We start from the raw sequence: 20,065 nt of genomic DNA, 5'->3' as shown, positions 1-20,065 counted from the left end.
TTACGTAAATGACGCCTTTTGCGGGCAAAAGGCACAGTTGTCGAAAAGGAGTTTCTTGTGGCGCGACGTCCGGGCACCAGCAAGGCCACCAATTCCACCCCGGCACAGCACCGAGCGGTCATCCGCCGGATGCTACCCTATCTGTGGCCCGCCGGCGAGCCCGGGCTCAAGGCCCGTGTGGTGTTGACCATCGTGCTGGTGATCGCCGCCAAGCTGGTGGTGGTCTACACGCCGTTCTTCTACAAGCACGCCACCGACCGGCTGGCCGGCGAGACCGCGCAGGCCGTGGCGGTGCCCTTGTTCCTGCTGCTCGGCTATGCGCTGGCGCGCTTCGCCTCGGTGGGCATGAACCAGTTGCGCGACGCGGTGTTCTCCAACGTCACCCAGCACGCGCTGCGTCGGGTCGCCCTGGAGACCTTCCGCCACCTGCACACCTTGTCGCTGCGCTTTCACCTGGAGCGGCGCACCGGCGGGCTGAGCCGGGCCATCGAGCGCGGCACCCGCGGCGTCGACTTTCTGCTGCGCTTCCTGCTGTTCAACATCGGCCCCACCTTGTTCGAGTTGGCGCTGGTCACCGGCATCTTCATGGTCAAGTTCGACTGGTACTACACGGCGGGTCTGCTGGCCGGAGTGGTCACCTACATCGTCTTCACCACCATCGTCACCGAATGGCGCACCCAGTTCCGGCGCGACATGAACAGCCGCGACTCCACCGCCAACACCCACGCGGTCGACAGCCTGCTGAACTATGAGACGGTCAAATATTTCAACAATGAAGACCATGAGGCGCGCCGTTACGACCGGTCGATCGCCGGCTATCAGCAGGCCGCCCTGCGCTCGCAATACTCGCTGAGCGGGCTCAACGCCGGCCAGGCGCTGATCATGAACGCCACCCTGGGCGGGCTGATGCTGTTCTCGGCCCAGGGCGTGGTGTCGGGCGCCCTGACCGTGGGCGACTTCGTGCTGGTCAATTCGTTGCTGATCCAGTTGTTCGTGCCCTTGAACGTGCTCGGCTTCGTCTATCGCGAGATCAAGCAGGCGCTGATCGACATGGAGCATATGTTCGGCCTGATGGACGAACCGCGCGAGGTCGAGGACCCCGCCGATGCCCCCGACCTGGCGGTCGCCGGCGGCGAGGTGCGGTTCGAGGGCGTGCGCTTCGACTATGACGGCAAGCGGCCGATCCTCAAGGGCCTTGATTTCACCGTGCCGGCGGGGCGCACGCTCGCCATCGTCGGGCCGTCGGGGGCCGGCAAGTCGACCATCGCGCGGCTGTTGTTCCGCTTCTACGACGTCACCGACGGCGCCATCCGCATCGACGGCCAGGACATCCGCACGGTGTCCCAGGCGAGCCTGCGCCGGGCCATCGGCATCGTCCCCCAGGACACCGTGCTGTTCAACGACACCATCGGCTACAACATCGCCTATGGCCGCCCCGACGCCGACCCCGAGACCATCGCCGAGGCGGCGCAACTGGCCCAGATCGCGCCGTTCGTCGAGCAATTGCCCGACGGCTACGACACCATGGTGGGCGAACGCGGCCTGAAACTGTCGGGCGGCGAGAAGCAGCGCGTGGCGATCGCCCGGACGATCGTCAAGGACCCGCCGATCCTGCTACTCGACGAGGCGACCAGCGCCCTCGACACCCATACCGAACGCGACATCCAGGCCGCCCTCGAACGGGTCTCGCAGGGGCGCACCACGCTGATGGTGGCGCACCGCCTGTCCACCGTGGTCGGCGCCGACGAGATCCTTGTGCTCGACCGCGGCGAAATCGTCGAACGCGGTCGCCACGCCGAGTTGCTGGCCCGAAACGGCGTCTATGCCGCCATGTGGCAGCGCCAGCAGACCGCCGCCGACGACGCGGGCGATGCCTCGACAGCGGACGCGCCCGCCGGTCCCCGCGCTTCCGAGCCCCCGGTCGAGCCCAAGGCCGACCCTCGGGCCGAGCCCGGGAGCGAGACCCATCTGGGCGGCCGGGCGGTCTGGGATACCGCCGGCGAATAGCCGGTCACCGGCGCCCCCGGTCGGGCAGGGCGACCACAGCGCCCTTGACAGAGGGCGCCCGGGTGCGCTCCACACTCACGCGCAGCCGCCCCGCCAGGCTCCCATCCTTCTGGAGCGTCACGTCAGACCATGATCCGTCACATCGTTTTCTTCACCGCCAAGGACCGCGCCCATCTGGGCCGAATCATGGACGACCTGTCCCGCCTGGGCACCATCGAGCCGGTCCGACACCTTGAGGTGGTGCAGAACGAAAAGCGTGATCTGTGGCATAATGAGATCGACGTGGTGGTCTATGCCGAGTTCGACGACTTGGCGTCGCTCGACCGCTACAAGGCCGATCCGCTCTACGAGGAGATCACCGCGCGCGTGCGCCCCTTGCGCGACCTGCGTATGTCGGCGGACATTCGCGCGGTCGACTGAGCGCCCCGCCCGCGCCCACCCTGGCGGACCGCGGCGGCGGTGGGCGGCGCGCAACGCCAATGACCGCCAATCGGCCGCGATTGCCGGCCGGGGTCGTCCCGGGCCGGTCCAGCCCTGCCCGGTGCCACCCCGGCGCCACCCCGGCGCACAACGCAATACCCAGGCGCCGCTGCGGGTGTTTACCACATTGCCTTGCCGTGATTGTAAACCAACGGCACAATTGTACCGTATAGCCCTCTCGCTATGGTCTTCTGGTTTGTATGCCTGGGACAAGGGTGGGCGCTCGCCGCACCGCCCGACGGCTTCGTCATCGGGCCGGCGAAGGTTCGCCCGATTGCCCAGCGTATCATGACCCGTCGGGCCGTCGCCAAACCGGCTTGACGACGGAAAAACGCATAAAGGGCCAGTTTACCGGTCCACTTCGGGCGGGGCACGGAGATTCTCTGCGCCCCAGTCTTAGGGAGCCATCATGAGAAAAGCGTTCACGCTCCTTCTGCTGTTGTTCGCCGCCGCGCTGGTGGCCGGCGGGGTGTATTTGATCCAGCGCGGTCCGCAGGGCCAGCAAGGCGCGGGCTTTGGCGGCGCCGGGCCGGTCTCGGTGGAGGTGGCGACGGTCGGCTACGACCAGTTCGCCGACGAGATCGAGGCAATCGGCACCGCCACGGCGGACGAATCCGTGACCATCACCGCGCGCGTCTCCGAGACCGTCGAAGAGGTCCATTTCGACGATGGCGACCGGGTCGATGCCGGCGACGTGCTGGTCAGCCTGACCGACGACGAGGAAGTGGCCCAGTTCACCGAGGCCAAGGCCCGGCTGAAGGAAGCTGAGCAGCAATTGGCGCGCATTCAGGATCTGGTCAAGCGCGGCAACGCCAGCGAGGCGGCGCGCGACGAGGCCGTGCGCGAAGTGAGCGCCTTCCGCTCGCAGGTGGAAGCGGCCCGCGCCCGGGTCGAGGACCGGCGCATCACCGCGCCGTTCGGCGGCGTGCTGGGCCTGCGTCGGGTATCGCCGGGGACCTTGGTGTCGCCGGGCGACGAGATCACCACGCTCGACGATGTGCAGCCCTTGAAAGTGGACTTCGCGGTGCCCGAGCGGTTCATCGCCGACCTGTCGGTGGGCCAGGCGGTCAGCGCGCGGGTCGCCGCGTTCCCCGGTCGGACCTTCGACGGCACCATGCGCACCATCTCGTCGCGCGTCGACCCGGTGTCGCGCGCGGTGACCGCCCGGGCGATCCTGCCCAACCCGGACAGCCTGCTGCGTCCGGGCATGTTGATGTCGGTGATCCTGCGCTCCAACCAGCGCCGGTCGCTGGCGGTGTCGGAAGACGCGCTCGTGCCGGTGGACGACAATCAATATGTCTATGTGGTGCGCGCCGACAACACGGTCGAACGCCGCCGGGTCGAGGTGGGCGCGCGCCGGCCGGGGGTCGCCGAAATCAGCGACGGTCTCGACGCCGGCGAACGGGTGGTCACCGCCGGGACCCTGCGCATGCGGCCGGGGCTCACGGTCCGGGTCCTGCGCGAAGACGGGGCGCCCGCCGGGGCCGAGGGTCAGACCGCGACCGCCGCCGCCGGCATGTAAGCGCCGCGCCGGTCTCGGCGCTTGTCCAACGCGCGACAGACTTCTTGAGGAGACAGCGGGCATGGTCCTGTCTGACGTGGCCGTCAAACGGCCGGTGTTCGCCACGGTCATCAGCCTTATTCTGGTGGCTTTCGGTATCATCTCGTTCCAGCGCCTGCCGCTGCGTGAAATCCCCGATATCGACCCGCCGATCGTGTCGGTGGATACCGATTATCCCGGCGCCTCGGCGGCGGTGATCGAAACCCGCGTCACCCAGATCATCGAGGATCGCATCGCCGGGGTCGAGGGCATCCGCACCATCACCTCGTCGTCGCAGGACGGCAGTTCGCGCATCACCATCGAGTTCGAGCTTTATCGCGACATCGACTCGGCGGCCAACGACGTGCGCGACCGGGTCAGCCGGGTGCTCGACAACCTGCCCGAGGAAGCCGACCCGCCCGAAGTCTCCAAGGTCGACAGCGACACCCGCCCGATCATGTGGTTCGCGCTGTCCAGCCCGGTGATGGATTCGCTGCAACTGTCGGACTATGCCGACCGCAATCTGGTCGACCAGATTTCGGTGGTCGACGGGGTCGCGCGGGTGCGCATCGGCGGCGACAAACGCTATGCCATGCGCATCGACCTGGACCGCAAGGCGATGGCCGCGCGCGACATCACCGTCGCCGACATCGAAGCGGCGCTGCGGCGCGAAAACCTCGAATTACCCGGTGGCGAGGTGCAGTCCACGCGCCGCGATTTCACCGTGCGCATCGACCGCGAATACCGCGACCCGGAGGACTTTTCGCAGCTTGTGCTGCGGCGTAACCCCGACGGCCACCTGACCCGGCTCGGCGAGGTGGCGACGGTGGCGCTCGGCGCCGAGAACGAGGAAACCGAGTTCCGCGGCAACGGCCAGAACCGCATCGGTCTGGGCGTGGTGCGCCAGTCCACCTCCAACACCCTGGCGGTGGCCGAGGCGGTGCACGCCAAGATCGAGGAGATGCGCAAGACGTTGCCCGAGTCGATGACCCTCGACGTGTCTTATGACAGCTCGCTGTTCATCTCGCAGGCGATCGAAGAGGTCTATGTAACCCTCGGCGTCGCCATGGTGCTGGTGTTCGTGGTGTTGTACCTGTTCCTGGGCTCGATCCGCACGGTGATCATCCCGGCGGTCACTGTGCCGGTGTGCATCGTCGCCACGTTCAGCGTGCTCTATCTGTTCGGTCTGACCATCAACTTGTTGACGCTGTTGGGGCTGGTGCTGGCCATCGGGCTGGTGGTCGACGACGCCATTGTGGTGCTGGAGAATATCTATCGCCGGGTGGAGGAAGGCAGCCCGCGGCTGTTGGCGGCCTATGAGGGCGCGCGCCAGGTGGGTTTCGCGGTGATCGCCACCACCTTGGTGCTGATCGGCGTGTTCCTGCCGATCCCGTTTCTGGCCGGCAATATCGGCCGCCTGTTCAGCGAATTGGCGATCACCCTGTCGGCGGCGGTGGCGTTCTCGTCGCTGGTCGCCCTGACCCTGACGCCGATGCTCAGTTCCAAACTGCTGCGCCAGAACCAGGGCCACACCAAGCCGCTGGTCAACCGGCTGGTCGACAGCGCCTTTCGCGGGCTTCAGCGCGCCTATGCCCGGTCGCTCGACTATTTCTTCGTCCGCAAGTGGTTGGTCGGCGTGGTCTATGGCGGCGCCTTGGTCGCCATTGCCGGGCTTTATGTGAGCGTGCCCCAGGAACTGGCGCCGCGCGAGGACCGGGGCGCCTTCTTCATCGCCGTCACCGGGCCCGAGGGCGCCGGCTTCGAGTATATGAAGGAATACATCGGCAAGATCGAGGACCGGACGCTCTATCTGGCCACCGAGACCGAAGAGGCGCGGGTGGTCATCGTGCGCGCCGACGGCAACAACGAGGCGTTCGGTATCGTCACGTTGCAGCCCTGGGACGAACGCGCGCGGTCGGCCGACGAGATCATCAACGAATTGCGCGGCAAATACAGCGACCTGGCCGGCGTGCGCACCTTCATCATCATGCGCCAGGGCATCAGCGCCAGCGGCGGTCGCCAGCCGGTGCAGTTCGTCATCGGCGGCGACACCTATGACGACCTGCAACGCTATGCCAGCGTGATCGAGGCCGAGGCACCGAAGCTGGCGTCGCTGGTCGGCATCGATACCGATTACAAGGAGACCCAGCCGCAGGTGCGCGTTGCGGTCAATCTGGACCGGGCGGCCGAACTGGGCGTGTCGGTGCAGACCGTGGGCCGGACGCTGGAAACCGTGCTCGGCGGTCGGCGGGTCACCACCTTCATCCAGAACGGCGAGGAGTATGAGGTGATCCTGCGCGCCCAGGACGCCGACCGGGATCAGCCGTCCGATATCCTCAACTACTATGTGCGCTCCGACCGCACCGGCGAGTTGGTGCCGCTGTCCAATGTGGTCGAGGTGCGCGAACAGGCCGGCTCGGCGACGCTCAACCGGTTCAACCGGGTGCGTGCGCTGACCGTCACCGCCAATGTGGCGCCGGGCTTCACGCTTGGTCAGGCGCTCGACGATCTGGAAGACCTGGTGCGCGCCGAATTGCCCGAGGTGACCACCATCGACTATAAGGGTGAAAGCCGCGAGTATCGCGAGGCCGGCGGCGCGATCTTCTTCGTCTTCGGCATGGCGCTGTTGATCGTGTTCCTGATCCTGGCTGGGCAGTTCGAAAGCTTCATCCACCCGCTGGTGATCATGCTGACCGTGCCGCTGGCGATCGCCGGCGGGCTGTTGGGCCTTTATGCCGCCGGCAGCACGCTCAACATCTATTCCCAGGTGGCGTTGGTGATCCTGATCGGCATCGCCGCCAAGAACGGCATCCTGATCGTCGAATTCGCCAATCAGATGCGCGACGAGGGCAAAGCGATCCGCGACGCGCTGGTCGAGGCGTGTCTGCTGCGCCTGCGCCCGATCATCATGACCTCGCTGTCCACCGCCATGGGCGCGGTGCCGTTGATCATGGCCTCGGGCGCCGGGGCGGCCAGCCGCACCACCATCGGCGTGACCATCTTCTGGGGCGTCGTGGTGGCGACCTTCTTCACCCTGTTCGTGGTGCCGGTGTTCTACGACCTGCTGGCGCGGTTCACCAAGTCGCCGGGCTATGAGGCCCAGCGGCTGCGCCAACAACAGTGCCAGGCCGGGTCGGGCGCGGCCGATGGCGACCAGGGCGGCGGTGCTGCCCAACCGGCCGAGTAGGGCGCCGGCCAGCCCCGGTCCGGCCTCGCTTAAACGGGGCCGGGCTTGGCGGCGACGGCGCCAGGGCCAGGTGCGACGCCCGTGTCGGCGATGACCAAAACGGCGCCGGAGAGGATCTCCGGCGCCGTTGTCCTTGTGTCGGTCTTAAGCGGGGTGTGCGCGGTTCCGGTCCCGGCTATTCGGGGCGGCGATAGGCGAACGGCGGCGCGCCGTCCAGATCGCTATAGCGCGCGTGCAGCTTCATCTGGCGCGAGGTCATCGGCGTTGCCACGCCTTCGATGAACACATGGGTGGGGTTGGTGCGCACCTCCAGCGGGTCGCCGTCCCAGACCACCACATCGGCCAGCTTGCCCCGGTCGAGCGCGCCCAGTTCGCGTTCGACGCCGTAGATGCGCGCCGGGTTGAGCGAGATCGCCTTGAACGCTTCCTCCCAGGCAACGCCGTTGGCGACCGCGTTGCCCGCCGACTGGCGGATCAGGTGCGGCAGATGGCTGTCCGATCCCGCCGGCACGAACGCCACCGTCACGCCCGCCTCGATCAGCCGGGCGGCGTTGCGCTGGGTGGCGCCCAGGCGGTCGAAACTGGCCGGCAGGTTGGCGGTGGGGTCCAGGATCACCGGCACCCCGGCGCGCACGATCCGGTCGGCCACCATCCAGCCCTCGGCGGCGCCGTGCAGGATCAGCCGCAGCCGCTCGAACCGCTCGATCAGCTTGAGCGTCTGGGTGATATCGCTGGCCCGGTGGACCTGAACCATCAGCGGGATTTCGCCGCGCACCACCGGCGCCAGCGCCTCGGCGTCGGCGCGCGGGATCGGGCCGTCCCAGCGCTGCGTCAGGTCCAGGGGGCCGATGGTGTCGGCGGCTTGCAGCGCCCGGATCAGCGCCCCCATGGCGGCGCCGCGCGACCCGCCGGTGCGCCGGGCACCGGCCTCGCCGAGGCTCACCACCATGGCGACGCTGTCCTTGAACACCGCGTCGGCGGCCGGGCGCAGGTGGATCAACGCCGCCTGGCCGCCGAACAGGCTGTCGCCGGGCACCGGGGTCACCGCCGCGCGGGTCACGCCCTCGGTGCGCGATACCGGGATCGCGGTGGCGCGGGGGTTGACGCCGTAGCTGACCTTGAAGGCGGCGGAGAAGCCCGCCGCCTCGCCGCTCACCTGGTCGTCGCGGGTGCCGTCGACGGCACCGACCTCGACGGTGCCCAGCCGTCCGGCGGGCGCGAACAGCCCCGGCGTGACCCAGCCGCCGCCAGCATCAATCACCGTCGCGTCGCGCGGGATCGAGACATTGGCGCCCACGGCGGTGATCCGCCGGCCCTCGATCACCACGGTGGCGTTGGCGAGCGTCCCGGCGTCGCTCAGCGTGACCACGCGGGCGTTGGTGATCGCCACCGATTGCGCCATGGCGGGGACTGCCGGGGCGAGCGCCGCCGCAAGCGCTGCGACGGCCACGCCAAGCCGGCGGGTCAAACGCCCGACGCGGGGCCGGGGGAAGGCGTTTGCGGCGCGCGCGGCGACGGTTGCCGGGGCGAGGGTCAGCGCGGTCATTTCAGGTCTCCTTCGCCGGGTTGGCCCAGTTCGAAATCGGTGATCGGCCGGTGCGCGGGGTTGTCCAGGTCCCAGGCCAGGGCGCCGTCCACATAGACCTTCTCGGCCTTGGCGTAGACCGAGAACGGGTCGGCGGACCAGACCACCACGTCGGCATTCTTGCCCGCCTCCAGGCTGCCGGTCACATGGTCGATGCCCATCGACCGCGCCGGGTTGAGCGACAGCCAGGTCCAGGCTTCCGCGGGCTCGACGGCCAGACCCATGCGTTCGGCGTCGCCCAGCACCTTGGCGGCTTCCTGGTTGAGCCGCTGAATGCCCATGTCGCTGTCGGAATGGATGATCGCGCAGCCGCCGGCGGCGTGCACCAGCGCGGCGTTGGTCGGCACGGTGTCATAGGCTTCCATCTTGAAGCCCCACCAGTCGGCCCACACCGACGCGCACACGTTCGCCTCGGCCAGCCGGTCGGCGATCTTGTAGGCTTCGATGGCGTGGTGGAAGGCGGTGATCCGATAGTCGAACTCCTGCGCCATATCGAGCACCTGGAGCATCTCGTCGGCGCGATAACAGTGCATGTGCACCAGAATCTCGCCGTCGAGCACGCCCTTCAGCGTCTCCAGCTTGAGGTCGCGCTTGGGCGGTTCGGCGTCTTCGCCGGCGGCGCGTTTGCGCTCATAGGCGTCCCATTTGTCCCGATAAGCCTGCGCGTCGATCCATGCGGCGCGGTAGCTGGCGAAGCTGCCCATGCGGGTCGACGGCTGGCGGCCGCGGCTGCCATAGACGCGCTTGGGGTTCTCGCCGCACGCCATCTTCAAGCCATAGGGGGCGCCGGGGAACTTCATCTCTTGGACGCTGCGCGCCGGCACCGGCTTCAGGGTGACCGAGCGACCGCCGAACAGATTGGCCGATCCGGGCAGTACCTGAAGCGCCGTGACCCCGCCGGCAAGCGCGCGCACGAAGCCCGGGTCCTGCGGCCAGACCGAATGTTCGGCCCAGACCTGGGCGGTGTTGGGTGCGGTCGCTTCGTTGCCGTCGGCATGGGCGCGCACACTAGGCGAGGGATAGACGCCCAGATGGCTGTGATTGTCGACGATGCCCGGCGTCACCCACTTGCCGCTGGCGTCGATCTCGGCGGTGCCGGCGGGGATCGCCAGGTCGCGGCCGACGCCGGCCACCTTGCCGTCGATCATCAACACATCGGCGTCGTCGAACCGCCGGCCGGTGCCGTCGAACACCGTGGCATTGCGCAACACCGTGGCCGGGTGGGCCAGGGGCTCGTAGGTGGAGGGAAAGGCGGTGGAGGCCGCCGGCGGTTCGGATGTATCGGACGCCGCCGGCGTCGCCGGCGTCGCCGGGGCGTCGGCCTCGGGCGGCGGCGCGCCGGTGGTCGCGCAGCCGGCCAGCAGAAGCGCCACGGTGGCCGCGGCAAGCGACCGCGCCGGCCGGCGGGCTGTCAGAGCAACGGAGGGGCGAACGATCGTCATGGGCGTCTCCATGGCCAGGACTTGAAACGGGGCTCGAAACGGCGGTGGTATCGTCAGCGCCGGTGGACCCGGCCGTCGCGCATGACGAAGGCCATCGTGCGCATGGCGGTCATATCGCTCAGCGGGTCGCCGGCGACCGCGACGATGTCGGCGGCCTTGCCGGGCTCGATGGTGCCCACCGTGTCGTCGACGCCGAGCAGGGCCGCCGCGTCCACCGTGGCGGTGCGCAACACCGCTTCGGCCGGCATGCCGGCCTCGACCATCAGCACCAGTTCGCGCGCGTTCTGGCCGTGTGGCGACACGCCGGTATCGGTGCCGAAGGCGATCCTTACGCCCGCCTCATGGGCGCGCGCCAGCATCTTCATCAGCGCCGGCCCGACCCGGATCGCCTTTTCCGCCACCGGTGCGGCCATGAAGCTGCCCGGGGCCTGGGCCATTTCCGACACGGTGACGCCGGCCAGCACGGTCGGCACCAGATAGGCGCCGGTTTCCCTGAACAGCGCGATCGCCTCGTCATCCAGAAAGGTGCCGTGTTCGATGCTGTCGACGCCGGCGCGCAAGGCGGCCTTGATGCCGGCGGCGTCGTGGGCGTGGGCGGCGACCTTGCGGCCCAGGGCGTGGGCGGTTTCGACCACTGCGGTCATTTCGTCGTCGAACATCTGCTGGCCGGTGCCGGCGGCGGTTTCGGATAAGACGCCGCCGGTGGCGGTGATCTTGATCAGGTCCGAGCCGCGCTTGATCTGGCGGCGCACCGCTCGGCGGCAGTCGTCGGCGCCGTCGCAGTTGCTGCTGTCTTCCATCAGGTGCAGGATGTCGTCGCGATAGCCGTGCACATCGCCATGGCCGCCGGTGGCCGAGATGGTCGACCCGGCCGACAGGATGCGCGGCCCGGTGACCTCGCCCGCGGCGATGGCGTCGCGCAACGCGAACACCGCCTCGGCATTGGCGCCCACGTCGCGGATGGTGGTGAAGCCGGCGGTCAGCGTCCGGTCGGCATAGGCCCAGGCGCGCATGGCGGTGCGGGCGTCCGACATCTCGACCCGGTCGAGCTTTTGGCGCGGTCCCAATTCGCCGGTGATGTGCACATGCGCGTCGATCAGCCCGGGCAGCACGAAATGGTCGGTCAGGTCGACGATCTGCGCGCCCCGCCAGTCATCGCCGCCGGTGGTGTAGCCGTCTTCGATGGCGACGATGCGGCCTTTGCGGATCAGGATCGAGCGTTCTTCGGCGACGCCGGCGCCGGGCACCGCCAACAGCCGGCCGGCATGGATGATCGTGCCGGGGTCGGTGTCTGCGTCGGCGGCTGCGCTGCCGGCTTGGGCTTCGGCGGCCGGCGTGCTTGCGAGGCCGGCGCACAAAAACGCCAGACCGGTGGCCAGATGGCGCAAGGGCATAGGGTCCCTCCCTGTTGGTTGCTTTTGTTGGCAAGAACGCTAGCAGGGCACGGGCCGGCTGTCATCCGCTCCGCCGCCTGGTCGCCGCGGCGGAGCGGGTCATTGGTGGGCGTCGGGTGCCGGCCTTAGCCTTGGCCCGAGCGGGTCTCGCTTTCGACGGCCGCACGCGACGCTGGCGCGCCGGCGGCCGCCGGTTCGGCCAATTCCGCCTCGCCGGCCATATTGTGGGCGACCGGGCCGACCCGTTCTTCGTGCATGCCCCGGCGCAGGATCGGCGACAGCGCGAACACGCCGACCGCGATCGCCACCGCCAGCCAGCCCACATTGGCGTAGACGTCGGCATAATTGGCCTTGGCGGCGGCCAGGTCGGTGATCTCGCCGCCGACCGTCTCGGCGCCGGTGGTGCGGGCGATCTGGGCGGCCAGGAAGTTGGCGAACGCGGTGGCCAGGAACCACGCGCCCATCATCATGCCGACCAGACGCGCCACCGACAGCTTGGTGACCATCGACAGGCCCACCGGGCTCAGGCACAGCTCGCCCGTGGTGTGCAGCAGATAGACCAGCACCAGCCAGATCATCGACGCCTTGCCCACGTCACCCGACGCCTCGATCCCGGCAACCAGGACCAGAAAGCCCAGACCCACCTGCAACAGGCCGAGCGAGAACTTGACCGGCGTCGAGGGCTCGCGGCGCTTGCGCGCCAGGAAGGTCCAGCCGATGGCGAACAGCGGCGCCAGGGTGATGATGAAGAAGGCGTTGAGCGACTGGAACATGGAGGCGGGGATTTCCCAGCCGAACAGCGTCCGGTCGACGGCCCGGTCGGCGAACAGGTTGAGCGACGAGCCGGCCTGTTCGAACAGCGCCCAGAACGGGATCTGGCACAGGATCAGGAAGGTGGCGACCAGCATCCGGTCGCGTTCGATGGGCGTGCACTTGATCAGCGAATAGGCCAGGATGCCGCCGAACACCACGGCCCCCGCAGCGATCAGCAGGTTGCCGACCACGTCCTGCGATTGCAGCAGCCAGGCAACCACCACCATCACCACGCCGCCCAGATAGATCAGCCATTCGCGGTTGAGCATCGGTGCCACGCGTTCGCGCAGCTTGGCCGGGTCGGGCGGTTCGGCCAGGCCGCGCAGCAGCGGTTGCCAGACCCGGAACACGGTCAGCCCGAGCACCATGCCGATGCCGGCGAGCCCGAAGCCGTATTGCCAGCCATAGGTCTGGCCCAGCCAGCCGCACAGCAGCGTGGCCATGAAAGAGCCCAGATTGATGCCCATGTAGAAGATGGTGAAGCCGCTGTCCCGGCGCCGGTCGCCGGGCGCGTAGAGGTCGCCGACGATGGTCGAGATATTGGCCTTCAAAAAGCCGGTGCCGGCGATGATCAGCGCCAGCGCCAGATAGAGCAACTGCAGCCCGCCCTGGTCGCGCTGGGTGCGCAGGGCGAAGTCCTCGCCGGTGAGCACCGCAGGCAGACCGGCGGCCGCAGCGCGGTCGGCATCGTGAAAGTCGATCTCGCCGCCGCCCACCGCGGCCTCCAGCCGCTCGCCGTCAACCAGCACGAAGCGCTCGGCGGCGTCGCCGCGCCCTTCGGTGACGATCTCGTAGGACTGGCCGGCATAGTCGACGAACTGGCGCGAGGCGTCGCCTTCGATGGCCATGGTGGCGTGGCCGAACACCAGCAGGATGGCGCCGAAGGTGACCGCCTTTTTCGCCCCCAGATAGCGGTCGGCCAGCAACCCGCCGATCACCGGCATCACATAGACCAGCGCGGTATAGGCGCCGTAAATGGCAGTCGCCTTGTCGTCGCCGAACAGGAAGTGCTGGGTCAGGTAGAAGATCAACAGGGCACGCATCCCGTAATAGGAAAAGCGCTCCCACATTTCGGTCAGAAACAGGACGATCAGGCCCTTGGGATGGCCCAGAAACTCCCCATGTGCCGACGCAGGCGTCGGCTGCGGCGCGTCACTCATAACCGCTTACCCTTCTGTCAGGTCCGGGGTCCCGGAGGACCCGCGATTTCAGCGTTTCGATGTGTGTAGAACCGGGTGGCCGCGGCCGGGCCCGGCCGTCATGGCGGCGTAACAAACCACAGCCCGAGCGGTTTTGCCTAGAAATTTATCGTGAACGCGCGCCTGCCGCGATAGGATAGGGGGATTTCCCCTTGAGACACAGCCCCCATATGAGATAGCCAACATTTTAGGTCCGCTTTCATCCCATGCCCCAGGAGAGACCCATGGCGAAGCCCGATTTGAACATTGTCATCGCCAACCCGCGCGGTTTTTGCGCCGGGGTGGATCGGGCGATCAAGATCGTCGAGTTGGCGCTCGAACGGTTCGGCGCGCCGGTCTATGTGCGCCATGAGATCGTCCACAACCGCTATGTGGTCGAGGGGCTGGAGCGGCGCGGCGCCGTGTTCGTCGAGGAATTGGACGAAGTGCCGGCCGACGCGCCGGTGGTGTTTTCGGCCCACGGGGTGCCGAAATCGGTCCCTGAAGATGCCGAACAGCGCAACATGTTCTATGTGGATGCCACCTGCCCGCTGGTTTCCAAGGTCCACCGCGAGGTCGAGCGGCACGACCGCACCGGCCGCCACATCCTGCTGATCGGTCATTCGGGCCACCCCGAAGTGGTCGGCACCATGGGCCAGGTGGACGACGGCAAGATGACCCTGATCGAGACCGTCGCCGACGCCGAGGCGGTCGAGCCGCCGCACGGCGAGCAACTGGCCTTCGTCACCCAGACCACGCTGTCGGTGGACGACACCAAGGACATCATCGAGGTGCTGACCCGCCGCTTCCCCGATATCGAAGGGCCGAAGAAGGAAGATATCTGCTACGCCACCACCAACCGCCAGGAAGCGGTCAAGGCGATCGCCGACCGCTGCGACAAGATGATCGTCATCGGCGCGTCCAATTCGTCCAACTCCCAGCGTCTGGTGGAAGTGTCGAAGAAGTGCGGCTCCGACGCGCGGCTGTTCCCGCGCGCCGAGGCGCTGGATTGGGACTGGTTGTCGGGGCTGACCAGTGTCGGTATCACCGCCGGTGCTTCGGCGCCCGAGGTGCTGGTGGAAGAAGTGATTGACGCGCTCCGGGCGCACTATAATGTCACCATCGAAGAGGTGACCACGGCGCGCGAGGATGTGATTTTCAAGCTGCCGGCGTCGCTGAGGGAAGAAGAAGCAGCCTGAGCGCGATCAAGCTCTAATAAGGACGGCCATGGCGGTATTTACCGAGTTGAGCCGGGCCGACATCGACGCACTGCTGACCGATAACGAGCTGGACGCTCTGGTGGATTATACCGGTGTCGAAGAAGGCACCGAGAACACCACCTATCTGGTCGACGGTGCGCGTGCCCGGTATGTTGTTTCCGTGTTCGAACGCTGGGTCGAGCCCCAGGATATTCCGTTCTTCGTCGATCTGTTGACCCGGCTGTCGGACGCCGGCGTGCCGTGTCCGCGGCCGGTCGCGGGCCGCGACGGCCGCGCGATCACGTCGGTCGCCGGGCGCCCGGCGCTGGTCACCAGCTTTCTGCCCGGCCGCCCGGTGGACGACCCGGCGCCCGAGGCGTGCCGGGGCTGCGGTCGCGTGCTCGCCCACATCCACCGGGTCACCGAAGGCATGGACAGCCACCGGCCCAACATGCTGTCGCTGACCGACTGGTACGGGTTGCTGGACGCCTGCGGAACCCGGCTCGACACCATCGCCGACGGGCTGCATGCCGAACTGGCCCGGGCGCTCGACCGTATCGCGGCCGCCTGGCCCGGCGACGACCTGCCGCGGGGCGTCATCCACGGCGATCTGTTCCCCGACAATCTGTTTTTCGCTGGCGCGGGCGCGGCGACGACGGCCGGCCCGGAAGCCGACCCAGCCGCCCACCCAACTGCCGACGATGTGTCGGGGGTGATCGACTTCTTCTTCGCCGCCCATGAGGTGTTGGCCTATGACCTGGCGGTGTCGCTGGCGTCCTGGGCGTTTGACGGCCGGGGCCGGTTCGAGCCGGCGCGGGCCCGTGCCATGGTCGCGGGCTATGGCGAGCGGCGGACGCTGAGCCCGGCCGAGGCCGCCGGACTGCCGGTGCTGACCCAGGGGGCGGCGCTGCGCTTTACCCTGACGCGCGCCTATGACTGGCTCAACCCCAAGCCCGACGCGCGCATCCGGCCCAAGGACCCGCTGGCGATGATGCCGCGCCTGCGCCTGTTTCTCGACCAGCCACGGGCGATTGCCGATGCCTGCGGCTGACCGGTCGCCGCGACGGGTGGAGATCTTCACCGACGGCGCCTGTTCGGGCAATCCCGGGCCCGGCGGCTGGGGCGCGCTGCTGCGCTATGGCGAGCGCGAGAAGGAGATCAAGGGCGGCGAGCGCCAGACCACCAACAACCGCATGGAACTGACCGCCGCCATCGAGGCGTTGCGCGCGCTCAAGCGGCCGTCGGATGTGCTGCTGGCCACCGACAGCCAATATGTGATGAACGGGATCACCCAATGGCTGCCGGGCTGGAAGGCGCGCGGCTGGAAGACCGCCGCCAAGAAGCCGGTCAAGAACCAGGATCTGTGGCAGGCGCTCGACGCCGAGCTGGCCCGCCACCGGGTCGAGTGGCAATGGGTGCGCGGCCATGCCGGCCATGCCGAAAACGAACGCGCCGACCAACTGGCCAATGAGGGCATGGCGCCGTTCAAACGCTGAGGCCTTGCCTCAAGGGGCTTGTCAAGCCCCGCCACAAGCGATAAAGAGCGCGCTTTCGAGGCACGCCCACATCCCTGGAGGGGGCGGCCTGCGGGACCGGCATGGGGCCGGCCCGACCCAGTTTTCGGAGATTGAGACCATGGCAGACGTGACGACGATCGTCGCCGTCAAGCGCGACCGGGCCGGAAAGGGATCCGCCCGCGCGGCACGGCGCGAAGGCTTGGTGCCGGCGGTGATTTACGGCGGCAAGAAGAAGCCCGAGATGATCACGGTGGAACGGCGCGAACTGGTGCGCCTGATGAACCGCGGCGGCTTCATGTCCCACCAGTATGAAATCGACGTGGACGGCAAGAAGACCCGCGTGCTGCCGCGCGACCTGCAAGTCCATCCGGTGACCGATACGCCGATCCACGTGGACTTCCTGCGCCTGACCAAGGGCGGCACGGTGGCCGTGGAAGTGCCGGTGCACGTGGTCGACCAGGACGATTGCCCGGGCCTGACCCGTGGCGGCGTGCTCAACATGGTGCGCGACACCGTGGAACTGGACGTGCCGTCGATGAACATCCCCGAGATGATCGAAGTGTCGGTCAAGGGCATGGACGTGAACGACCAGATCCGTATCTCGCAGGCCAAGCTGCCCGAGGGCTGCACGCCGACCATCACCGACCGCGACTTCGTCGTCGCGACGATTTCCGCGCCGTCGGCCATGAAGTCGGCCGAGGGTGAGGAAGCCGAGGGCGAGGAAGCCGAAGAAGAGGGCGGCGAGGAGTAATCCCCACCGCACGGCCGAGCGTTGGCGGGCCTCGCAAGCGTCCTTGCGAGGCCCGCTCCGTTCGCGGGGCCGGGGCGCGTCGGGGCAGGAGCGCTGGTCATGCTGATTCTGGTCGGATTGGGCAATCCGGGCGCCAAATACGCCCGCCATCGCCACAATATCGGCTTTCGCGTGGTCGACGAAATCGTCGCCCGGCGGCCCGGCTTTGGGCCTGAGAAGGCGCGCTTTCAGGCGCGGGTCTGCGAAGGCCGGCTGGGCGCGGACAAGGCGGTGGTGGTCAAGCCGCAGACTTATATGAACGAGTCCGGGCGCGCGGTCGGCGAGGCGATGCGCTTCTACAAGCTCAGCCCCGCCGACGTGGTGGTGATCCACGACGAACTCGACCTGGCGCCCGGCAAGGTCAAGGTCAAGCAGGGCGGCGGCCATGCGGGCCATAACGGTCTGCGCTCGATCGCCCAGCATATCGGCCCCGACTTCGTGCGCGTGCGCCTCGGAATCGGCCATCCCGGCCACAAGGACCGGGTGTCGGGCTATGTGCTGAGCGACTTCGCCAAGGCCGAAGAGCCGACCATATCGGGCGTGGTCGAGGCGGTCGAAGCCTCGGCCGAGCTGCTGGGCGCGCGCGACTGGCAGCGGTTTTCCACCGAGGTGGCGCGGCGGCTTCAGGCGGCCTGAGGGCCGCCCGCAAGCACGGCGGCGCCCCCGCTGACTTAAAACCGGAAGGACGAGCAGCCATGGGCTTCAAATGCGGGATCGTGGGCCTGCCCAATGTGGGCAAGTCGACCCTGTTCAACGCGCTGACCAACACCGCAGCAGCCGCGGCGGCGAATTATCCCTTCTGCACCATCGACCCCAATGTGGGCGAGGTCCCGGTGCCCGATCCGCGCCTTGACACGCTGGCCCAATTGGCCGGCTCGGCGACCAAGATCGAGACCCGGCTGTCGTTCGTCGATATCGCCGGGCTGGTCCGTGGCGCCAGCCAGGGCGAGGGGCTCGGCAACCAGTTCCTGGCCAATATCCGCGAGGTCGACGCCATCGTCCATGTGCTGCGCTGTTTCGAGGACGACGACATCACCCATGTGGACGGCCGCGTCGACCCGGTCGCCGACGCCGAGACGGTCGAGACCGAGCTGATGCTCGCCGACATGGAATCGCTGGAAAAGCGGCGGCCCAACCTCGAACGGCGCATTCGCGGCCAGGACAAGGACGCCAAGGCGGAACTGGCCCTGGTCGAACGCTGTCTGGCGGTGCTGGCCGACGGCGAGCCGGCCCGCGCCGTCGAGCCGGCCGACGAGGAAGAGGCCCGGCTGCTGCGCCAGTTGCAACTGCTGACCACCAAACCGATCCTCTATGTGTGCAATGTGGAGGAGGCCGCCGCCGCCGAGGGCAACGCCCATGCGGCCGCCGTCGCCGCCATGGCGGCGGCCAAGGGGGCGGGCTCGGTGATCATCTCGGCGGCCATCGAGGCCGAGATCGCGCAGATGGACAGCGCCGAGGAAAAGGCCGAGTTCCTGGGCGATATGGGGCTCGACGAGCCCGGGCTCGACCGGATCATCCGCGCCGGCTACGAGTTGCTGCACCTGATCACCTTCTTCACCGTCGGGCCCAAGGAAGCGCGCGCCTGGACCGTGCCGGCGGGTGCCAAGGCACCGCAGGCCGCGGGCGTCATCCATACCGACTTCGAAAAGGGCTTCATCCGCGCCGAGACCACGGCCTTTGACGACTATGTGGCCCATGGCGGCGAGACCGGTGCCAAGGACGCCGGGCGTATGCGTCTGGAAGGCAAGGAGTATGTGGTCGCCGACGGCGACGTGATGCATTTCCGCTTCGCCAACTAGCCCGCCCGCGCCGGCGCGCCTCAGGCCGCTCCCGGCGGTGTCCGGCCACCGGCATCGACGGCTTCAAAAGCGCCGGCGGGCGGCGTATGCAGGGCGCAGTGGTTTTCACAGCGAGGAGGCAGCGAGCATGGCCGACGACCATCCCGACCGCGACCCGTCCGAGGGCGAGACCGGCGAGGACAAGAAGAAGGGCGGCTGGTTCAAGCGCCTGCGCGCCGGGCTCGGCCGGTCGGCGGCCAATCTAGGCGGCGGCATCACCGGCATCTTCACCAAGGCCAAGCTCGACGACGACACCCTCGAAGAGCTCGAAGACCTGCTGATCAGCGCCGATCTGGGCCCGGCGGTTGCCGCCCGGGTGACCGAAAAACTGGCCAAGGAGCGCTACGACAAGGAGGTCAGCCCCGACGAGGTGCGCGCGGTCCTGGCCGAGCAGGTGGCGCAGATCCTCGACGGCGTGGCCGCCCCCCTGGACGTGGAGCGCGGCCACCGGCCGCACGTGATCTTGATGGTTGGCGTCAACGGCACCGGCAAGACCACCACCATCGGCAAGCTGGCGTCCAAGTTCCGCGCCGAGGGCAAGTCGGTGATGCTGGCCGCCGGCGACACCTTCCGCGCCGCTGCGGTCGAGCAATTGGCGGTGTGGGGCGAACGGGTCGGCTGTCCGGTGGTGACCACCAAGCTCGAAGGCGACGCCGCGGGCCTTGCCTATGACGCGCTGGTGCGCGCCGAGGCCGAGGGCATCGACGTGTTGATGATCGACACCGCCGGGCGCTTGCAGAACAAGGCGGCGTTGATGGACGAACTGTCCAAGGTGATCCGGGTGGTGACCAAGAAGCTGGGCCAGGCGCCCCACGACACGCTGCTGGTGCTCGACGCCACCACGGGTCAGAACGCGGTCCAGCAGATCGACGTGTTCAAGGACCAGGCCGGGGTCACCGGGCTGGTGATGACCAAGCTCGACGGCTCGGCGCGCGGCGGCGTGCTGGTGGCGGCGGCGGAAAAGTTCGACCTGCCGGTGCACTTCGTGGGCGTCGGCGAGGGCGTCGACGACCTGCAACCCTTCGACCCCCAAGCCTTCGCCAAGGCGCTGGTGGACGCGGTCTGACCGCCGCCGGCGCCCCTGGCCCGGCTGGC

15 protein-coding genes are annotated in these 20,065 nt (G+C 68.2%); 11 read left to right on the top strand and 4 right to left on the bottom strand.

Annotated features, from left to right (window positions below):
• The first annotated feature begins 129 nt into the window (after positions 1–129).
• From EV659_RS11455 to EV659_RS11440, 4 genes are all read left to right on the top strand, one after another.
• A complete protein-coding gene (locus EV659_RS11455) occupies positions 130–2,007 on the top strand; it encodes an ABCB family ABC transporter ATP-binding protein/permease (protein WP_132709143.1) in 1,878 nt (625 codons plus the stop codon).
• Between the two features lie 129 nt (positions 2,008–2,136).
• Complete coding sequence (locus EV659_RS11450) at positions 2,137–2,427, top strand: Dabb family protein (RefSeq protein WP_132709028.1); 291 nt, start codon at positions 2,137–2,139, stop codon at positions 2,425–2,427.
• 469 nt (positions 2,428–2,896) lie between these two features.
• Positions 2,897–4,009 carry an efflux RND transporter periplasmic adaptor subunit gene (locus EV659_RS11445; RefSeq protein WP_132709027.1) on the top strand — a complete coding sequence of 371 codons (1,113 nt, stop codon included), beginning with the start codon at positions 2,897–2,899 and terminating at the stop codon, positions 4,007–4,009.
• A gap of 61 nt (positions 4,010–4,070) precedes the next feature.
• A complete protein-coding gene (locus tag EV659_RS11440) occupies positions 4,071–7,214 on the top strand; it encodes an efflux RND transporter permease subunit (protein WP_132709026.1) in 3,144 nt (1,047 codons plus the stop codon).
• 175 nt (positions 7,215–7,389) lie between these two features.
• Here EV659_RS11440 and EV659_RS11435 read toward each other — a convergent pair whose 3' ends face one another.
• The 4 genes from EV659_RS11435 to EV659_RS11420 all read right to left on the bottom strand — a co-directional run bounded on the left by EV659_RS11435 (position 7,390) and on the right by EV659_RS11420 (position 13,608).
• Positions 7,390–8,760 carry an amidohydrolase family protein gene (locus tag EV659_RS11435; RefSeq protein WP_200287693.1) on the bottom strand — a complete coding sequence of 457 codons (1,371 nt, stop codon included), beginning with the start codon at positions 8,758–8,760 and terminating at the stop codon, positions 7,390–7,392.
• Positions 8,757–10,241 carry an amidohydrolase gene (locus EV659_RS11430; RefSeq protein ID WP_132709025.1) on the bottom strand — a complete coding sequence of 495 codons (1,485 nt, stop codon included), beginning with the start codon at positions 10,239–10,241 and terminating at the stop codon, positions 8,757–8,759. Before EV659_RS11430 ends, EV659_RS11435 begins: the two co-directional genes overlap by 4 nt.
• 53 nt (positions 10,242–10,294) lie before the next feature.
• Positions 10,295–11,635, bottom strand: coding sequence for a metal-dependent hydrolase family protein (locus tag EV659_RS11425; protein ID WP_132709024.1), 1,341 nt, complete (start codon positions 11,633–11,635; stop codon positions 10,295–10,297).
• A 125-nt stretch (positions 11,636–11,760) separates the two neighbouring features.
• The gene (locus tag EV659_RS11420; protein ID WP_132709023.1) at positions 11,761–13,608 is read right to left on the bottom strand and encodes a peptide MFS transporter; all 1,848 of its coding nucleotides are present in this window, start codon (positions 13,606–13,608) and stop codon (positions 11,761–11,763) included.
• 263 nt (positions 13,609–13,871) lie between these two features.
• On the opposite strand from EV659_RS11420, the gene ispH reads away from it, so the two are divergent.
• From ispH to ftsY, 7 genes are all read left to right on the top strand, one after another.
• A complete protein-coding gene (gene ispH / locus EV659_RS11415) occupies positions 13,872–14,825 on the top strand; it encodes a 4-hydroxy-3-methylbut-2-enyl diphosphate reductase (protein WP_200287694.1) in 954 nt (317 codons plus the stop codon).
• Between the two features lie 28 nt (positions 14,826–14,853).
• Positions 14,854–15,876 (top strand): homoserine kinase, encoded by a 1,023-nt coding sequence (locus EV659_RS11410; protein ID WP_132709021.1) that lies wholly within the window; start codon positions 14,854–14,856, stop codon positions 15,874–15,876.
• Positions 15,863–16,321, top strand: a complete 459-nt coding sequence (gene rnhA, locus EV659_RS11405; RefSeq protein ID WP_132709020.1) for a ribonuclease HI — start codon at positions 15,863–15,865, stop codon at positions 16,319–16,321. The genes EV659_RS11410 and rnhA overlap by 14 nt, the downstream gene beginning before the upstream one ends.
• A 139-nt stretch (positions 16,322–16,460) precedes the next feature.
• Positions 16,461–17,093, top strand: coding sequence for a 50S ribosomal protein L25/general stress protein Ctc (locus tag EV659_RS11400; RefSeq protein WP_132709019.1), 633 nt, complete (start codon positions 16,461–16,463; stop codon positions 17,091–17,093).
• 99 nt (positions 17,094–17,192) lie between these two features.
• On the top strand, positions 17,193–17,768 hold the full coding sequence (pth, locus tag EV659_RS11395; RefSeq protein ID WP_132709018.1) for an aminoacyl-tRNA hydrolase: 576 nt from the start codon (positions 17,193–17,195) through the stop codon (positions 17,766–17,768).
• 59 nt (positions 17,769–17,827) lie between these two features.
• Positions 17,828–18,931, top strand: coding sequence for a redox-regulated ATPase YchF (gene ychF / locus EV659_RS11390; RefSeq protein ID WP_132709017.1), 1,104 nt, complete (start codon positions 17,828–17,830; stop codon positions 18,929–18,931).
• Between the two features lie 127 nt (positions 18,932–19,058).
• Positions 19,059–20,036, top strand: a complete 978-nt coding sequence (gene ftsY / locus EV659_RS11385) for a signal recognition particle-docking protein FtsY (protein ID WP_132709016.1) — start codon at positions 19,059–19,061, stop codon at positions 20,034–20,036.
• Positions 20,037–20,065 lie beyond the last annotated feature (29 nt).

The organism is Rhodothalassium salexigens DSM 2132, from assembly GCF_004341375.1.
GTDB classification, from domain to species: domain Bacteria; phylum Pseudomonadota; class Alphaproteobacteria; order Sphingomonadales; family Rhodothalassiaceae; genus Rhodothalassium; species Rhodothalassium salexigens.
Note: the sequence above shows the minus strand (reverse complement) of the source record. Positions and strands in the feature narration are given on the sequence as shown.

What these genes read in the sequence shown, in the direction of transcription:
- EV659_RS11455 (WP_132709143.1), top strand. Translation starts at nt 130, where the DNA reads ATGCTACCCTATCTGTGGCCCGCCGGCGAGCCCGGGCTCAAGGCCCGT.
- EV659_RS11450 (WP_132709028.1), top strand. Translation starts at nt 2,137, where the DNA reads ATGATCCGTCACATCGTTTTCTTCACCGCCAAGGACCGCGCCCATCTG.
- EV659_RS11445 (WP_132709027.1), top strand. Translation starts at nt 2,897, where the DNA reads ATGAGAAAAGCGTTCACGCTCCTTCTGCTGTTGTTCGCCGCCGCGCTG.
- EV659_RS11440 (WP_132709026.1), top strand. Translation starts at nt 4,071, where the DNA reads ATGGTCCTGTCTGACGTGGCCGTCAAACGGCCGGTGTTCGCCACGGTC.
- EV659_RS11435 (WP_200287693.1), bottom strand. Translation starts at nt 8,760, where the DNA reads ATGACCGCGCTGACCCTCGCCCCGGCAACCGTCGCCGCGCGCGCCGCA.
- EV659_RS11430 (WP_132709025.1), bottom strand. Translation starts at nt 10,241, where the DNA reads ATGACGATCGTTCGCCCCTCCGTTGCTCTGACAGCCCGCCGGCCGGCG.
- EV659_RS11425 (WP_132709024.1), bottom strand. Translation starts at nt 11,635, where the DNA reads ATGCCCTTGCGCCATCTGGCCACCGGTCTGGCGTTTTTGTGCGCCGGC.
- EV659_RS11420 (WP_132709023.1), bottom strand. Translation starts at nt 13,608, where the DNA reads ATGAGTGACGCGCCGCAGCCGACGCCTGCGTCGGCACATGGGGAGTTT.
- ispH (WP_200287694.1), top strand. Translation starts at nt 13,872, where the DNA reads ATGGCGAAGCCCGATTTGAACATTGTCATCGCCAACCCGCGCGGTTTT.
- EV659_RS11410 (WP_132709021.1), top strand. Translation starts at nt 14,854, where the DNA reads ATGGCGGTATTTACCGAGTTGAGCCGGGCCGACATCGACGCACTGCTG.
- rnhA (WP_132709020.1), top strand. Translation starts at nt 15,863, where the DNA reads ATGCCTGCGGCTGACCGGTCGCCGCGACGGGTGGAGATCTTCACCGAC.
- EV659_RS11400 (WP_132709019.1), top strand. Translation starts at nt 16,461, where the DNA reads ATGGCAGACGTGACGACGATCGTCGCCGTCAAGCGCGACCGGGCCGGA.
- pth (WP_132709018.1), top strand. Translation starts at nt 17,193, where the DNA reads ATGCTGATTCTGGTCGGATTGGGCAATCCGGGCGCCAAATACGCCCGC.
- ychF (WP_132709017.1), top strand. Translation starts at nt 17,828, where the DNA reads ATGGGCTTCAAATGCGGGATCGTGGGCCTGCCCAATGTGGGCAAGTCG.
- ftsY (WP_132709016.1), top strand. Translation starts at nt 19,059, where the DNA reads ATGGCCGACGACCATCCCGACCGCGACCCGTCCGAGGGCGAGACCGGC.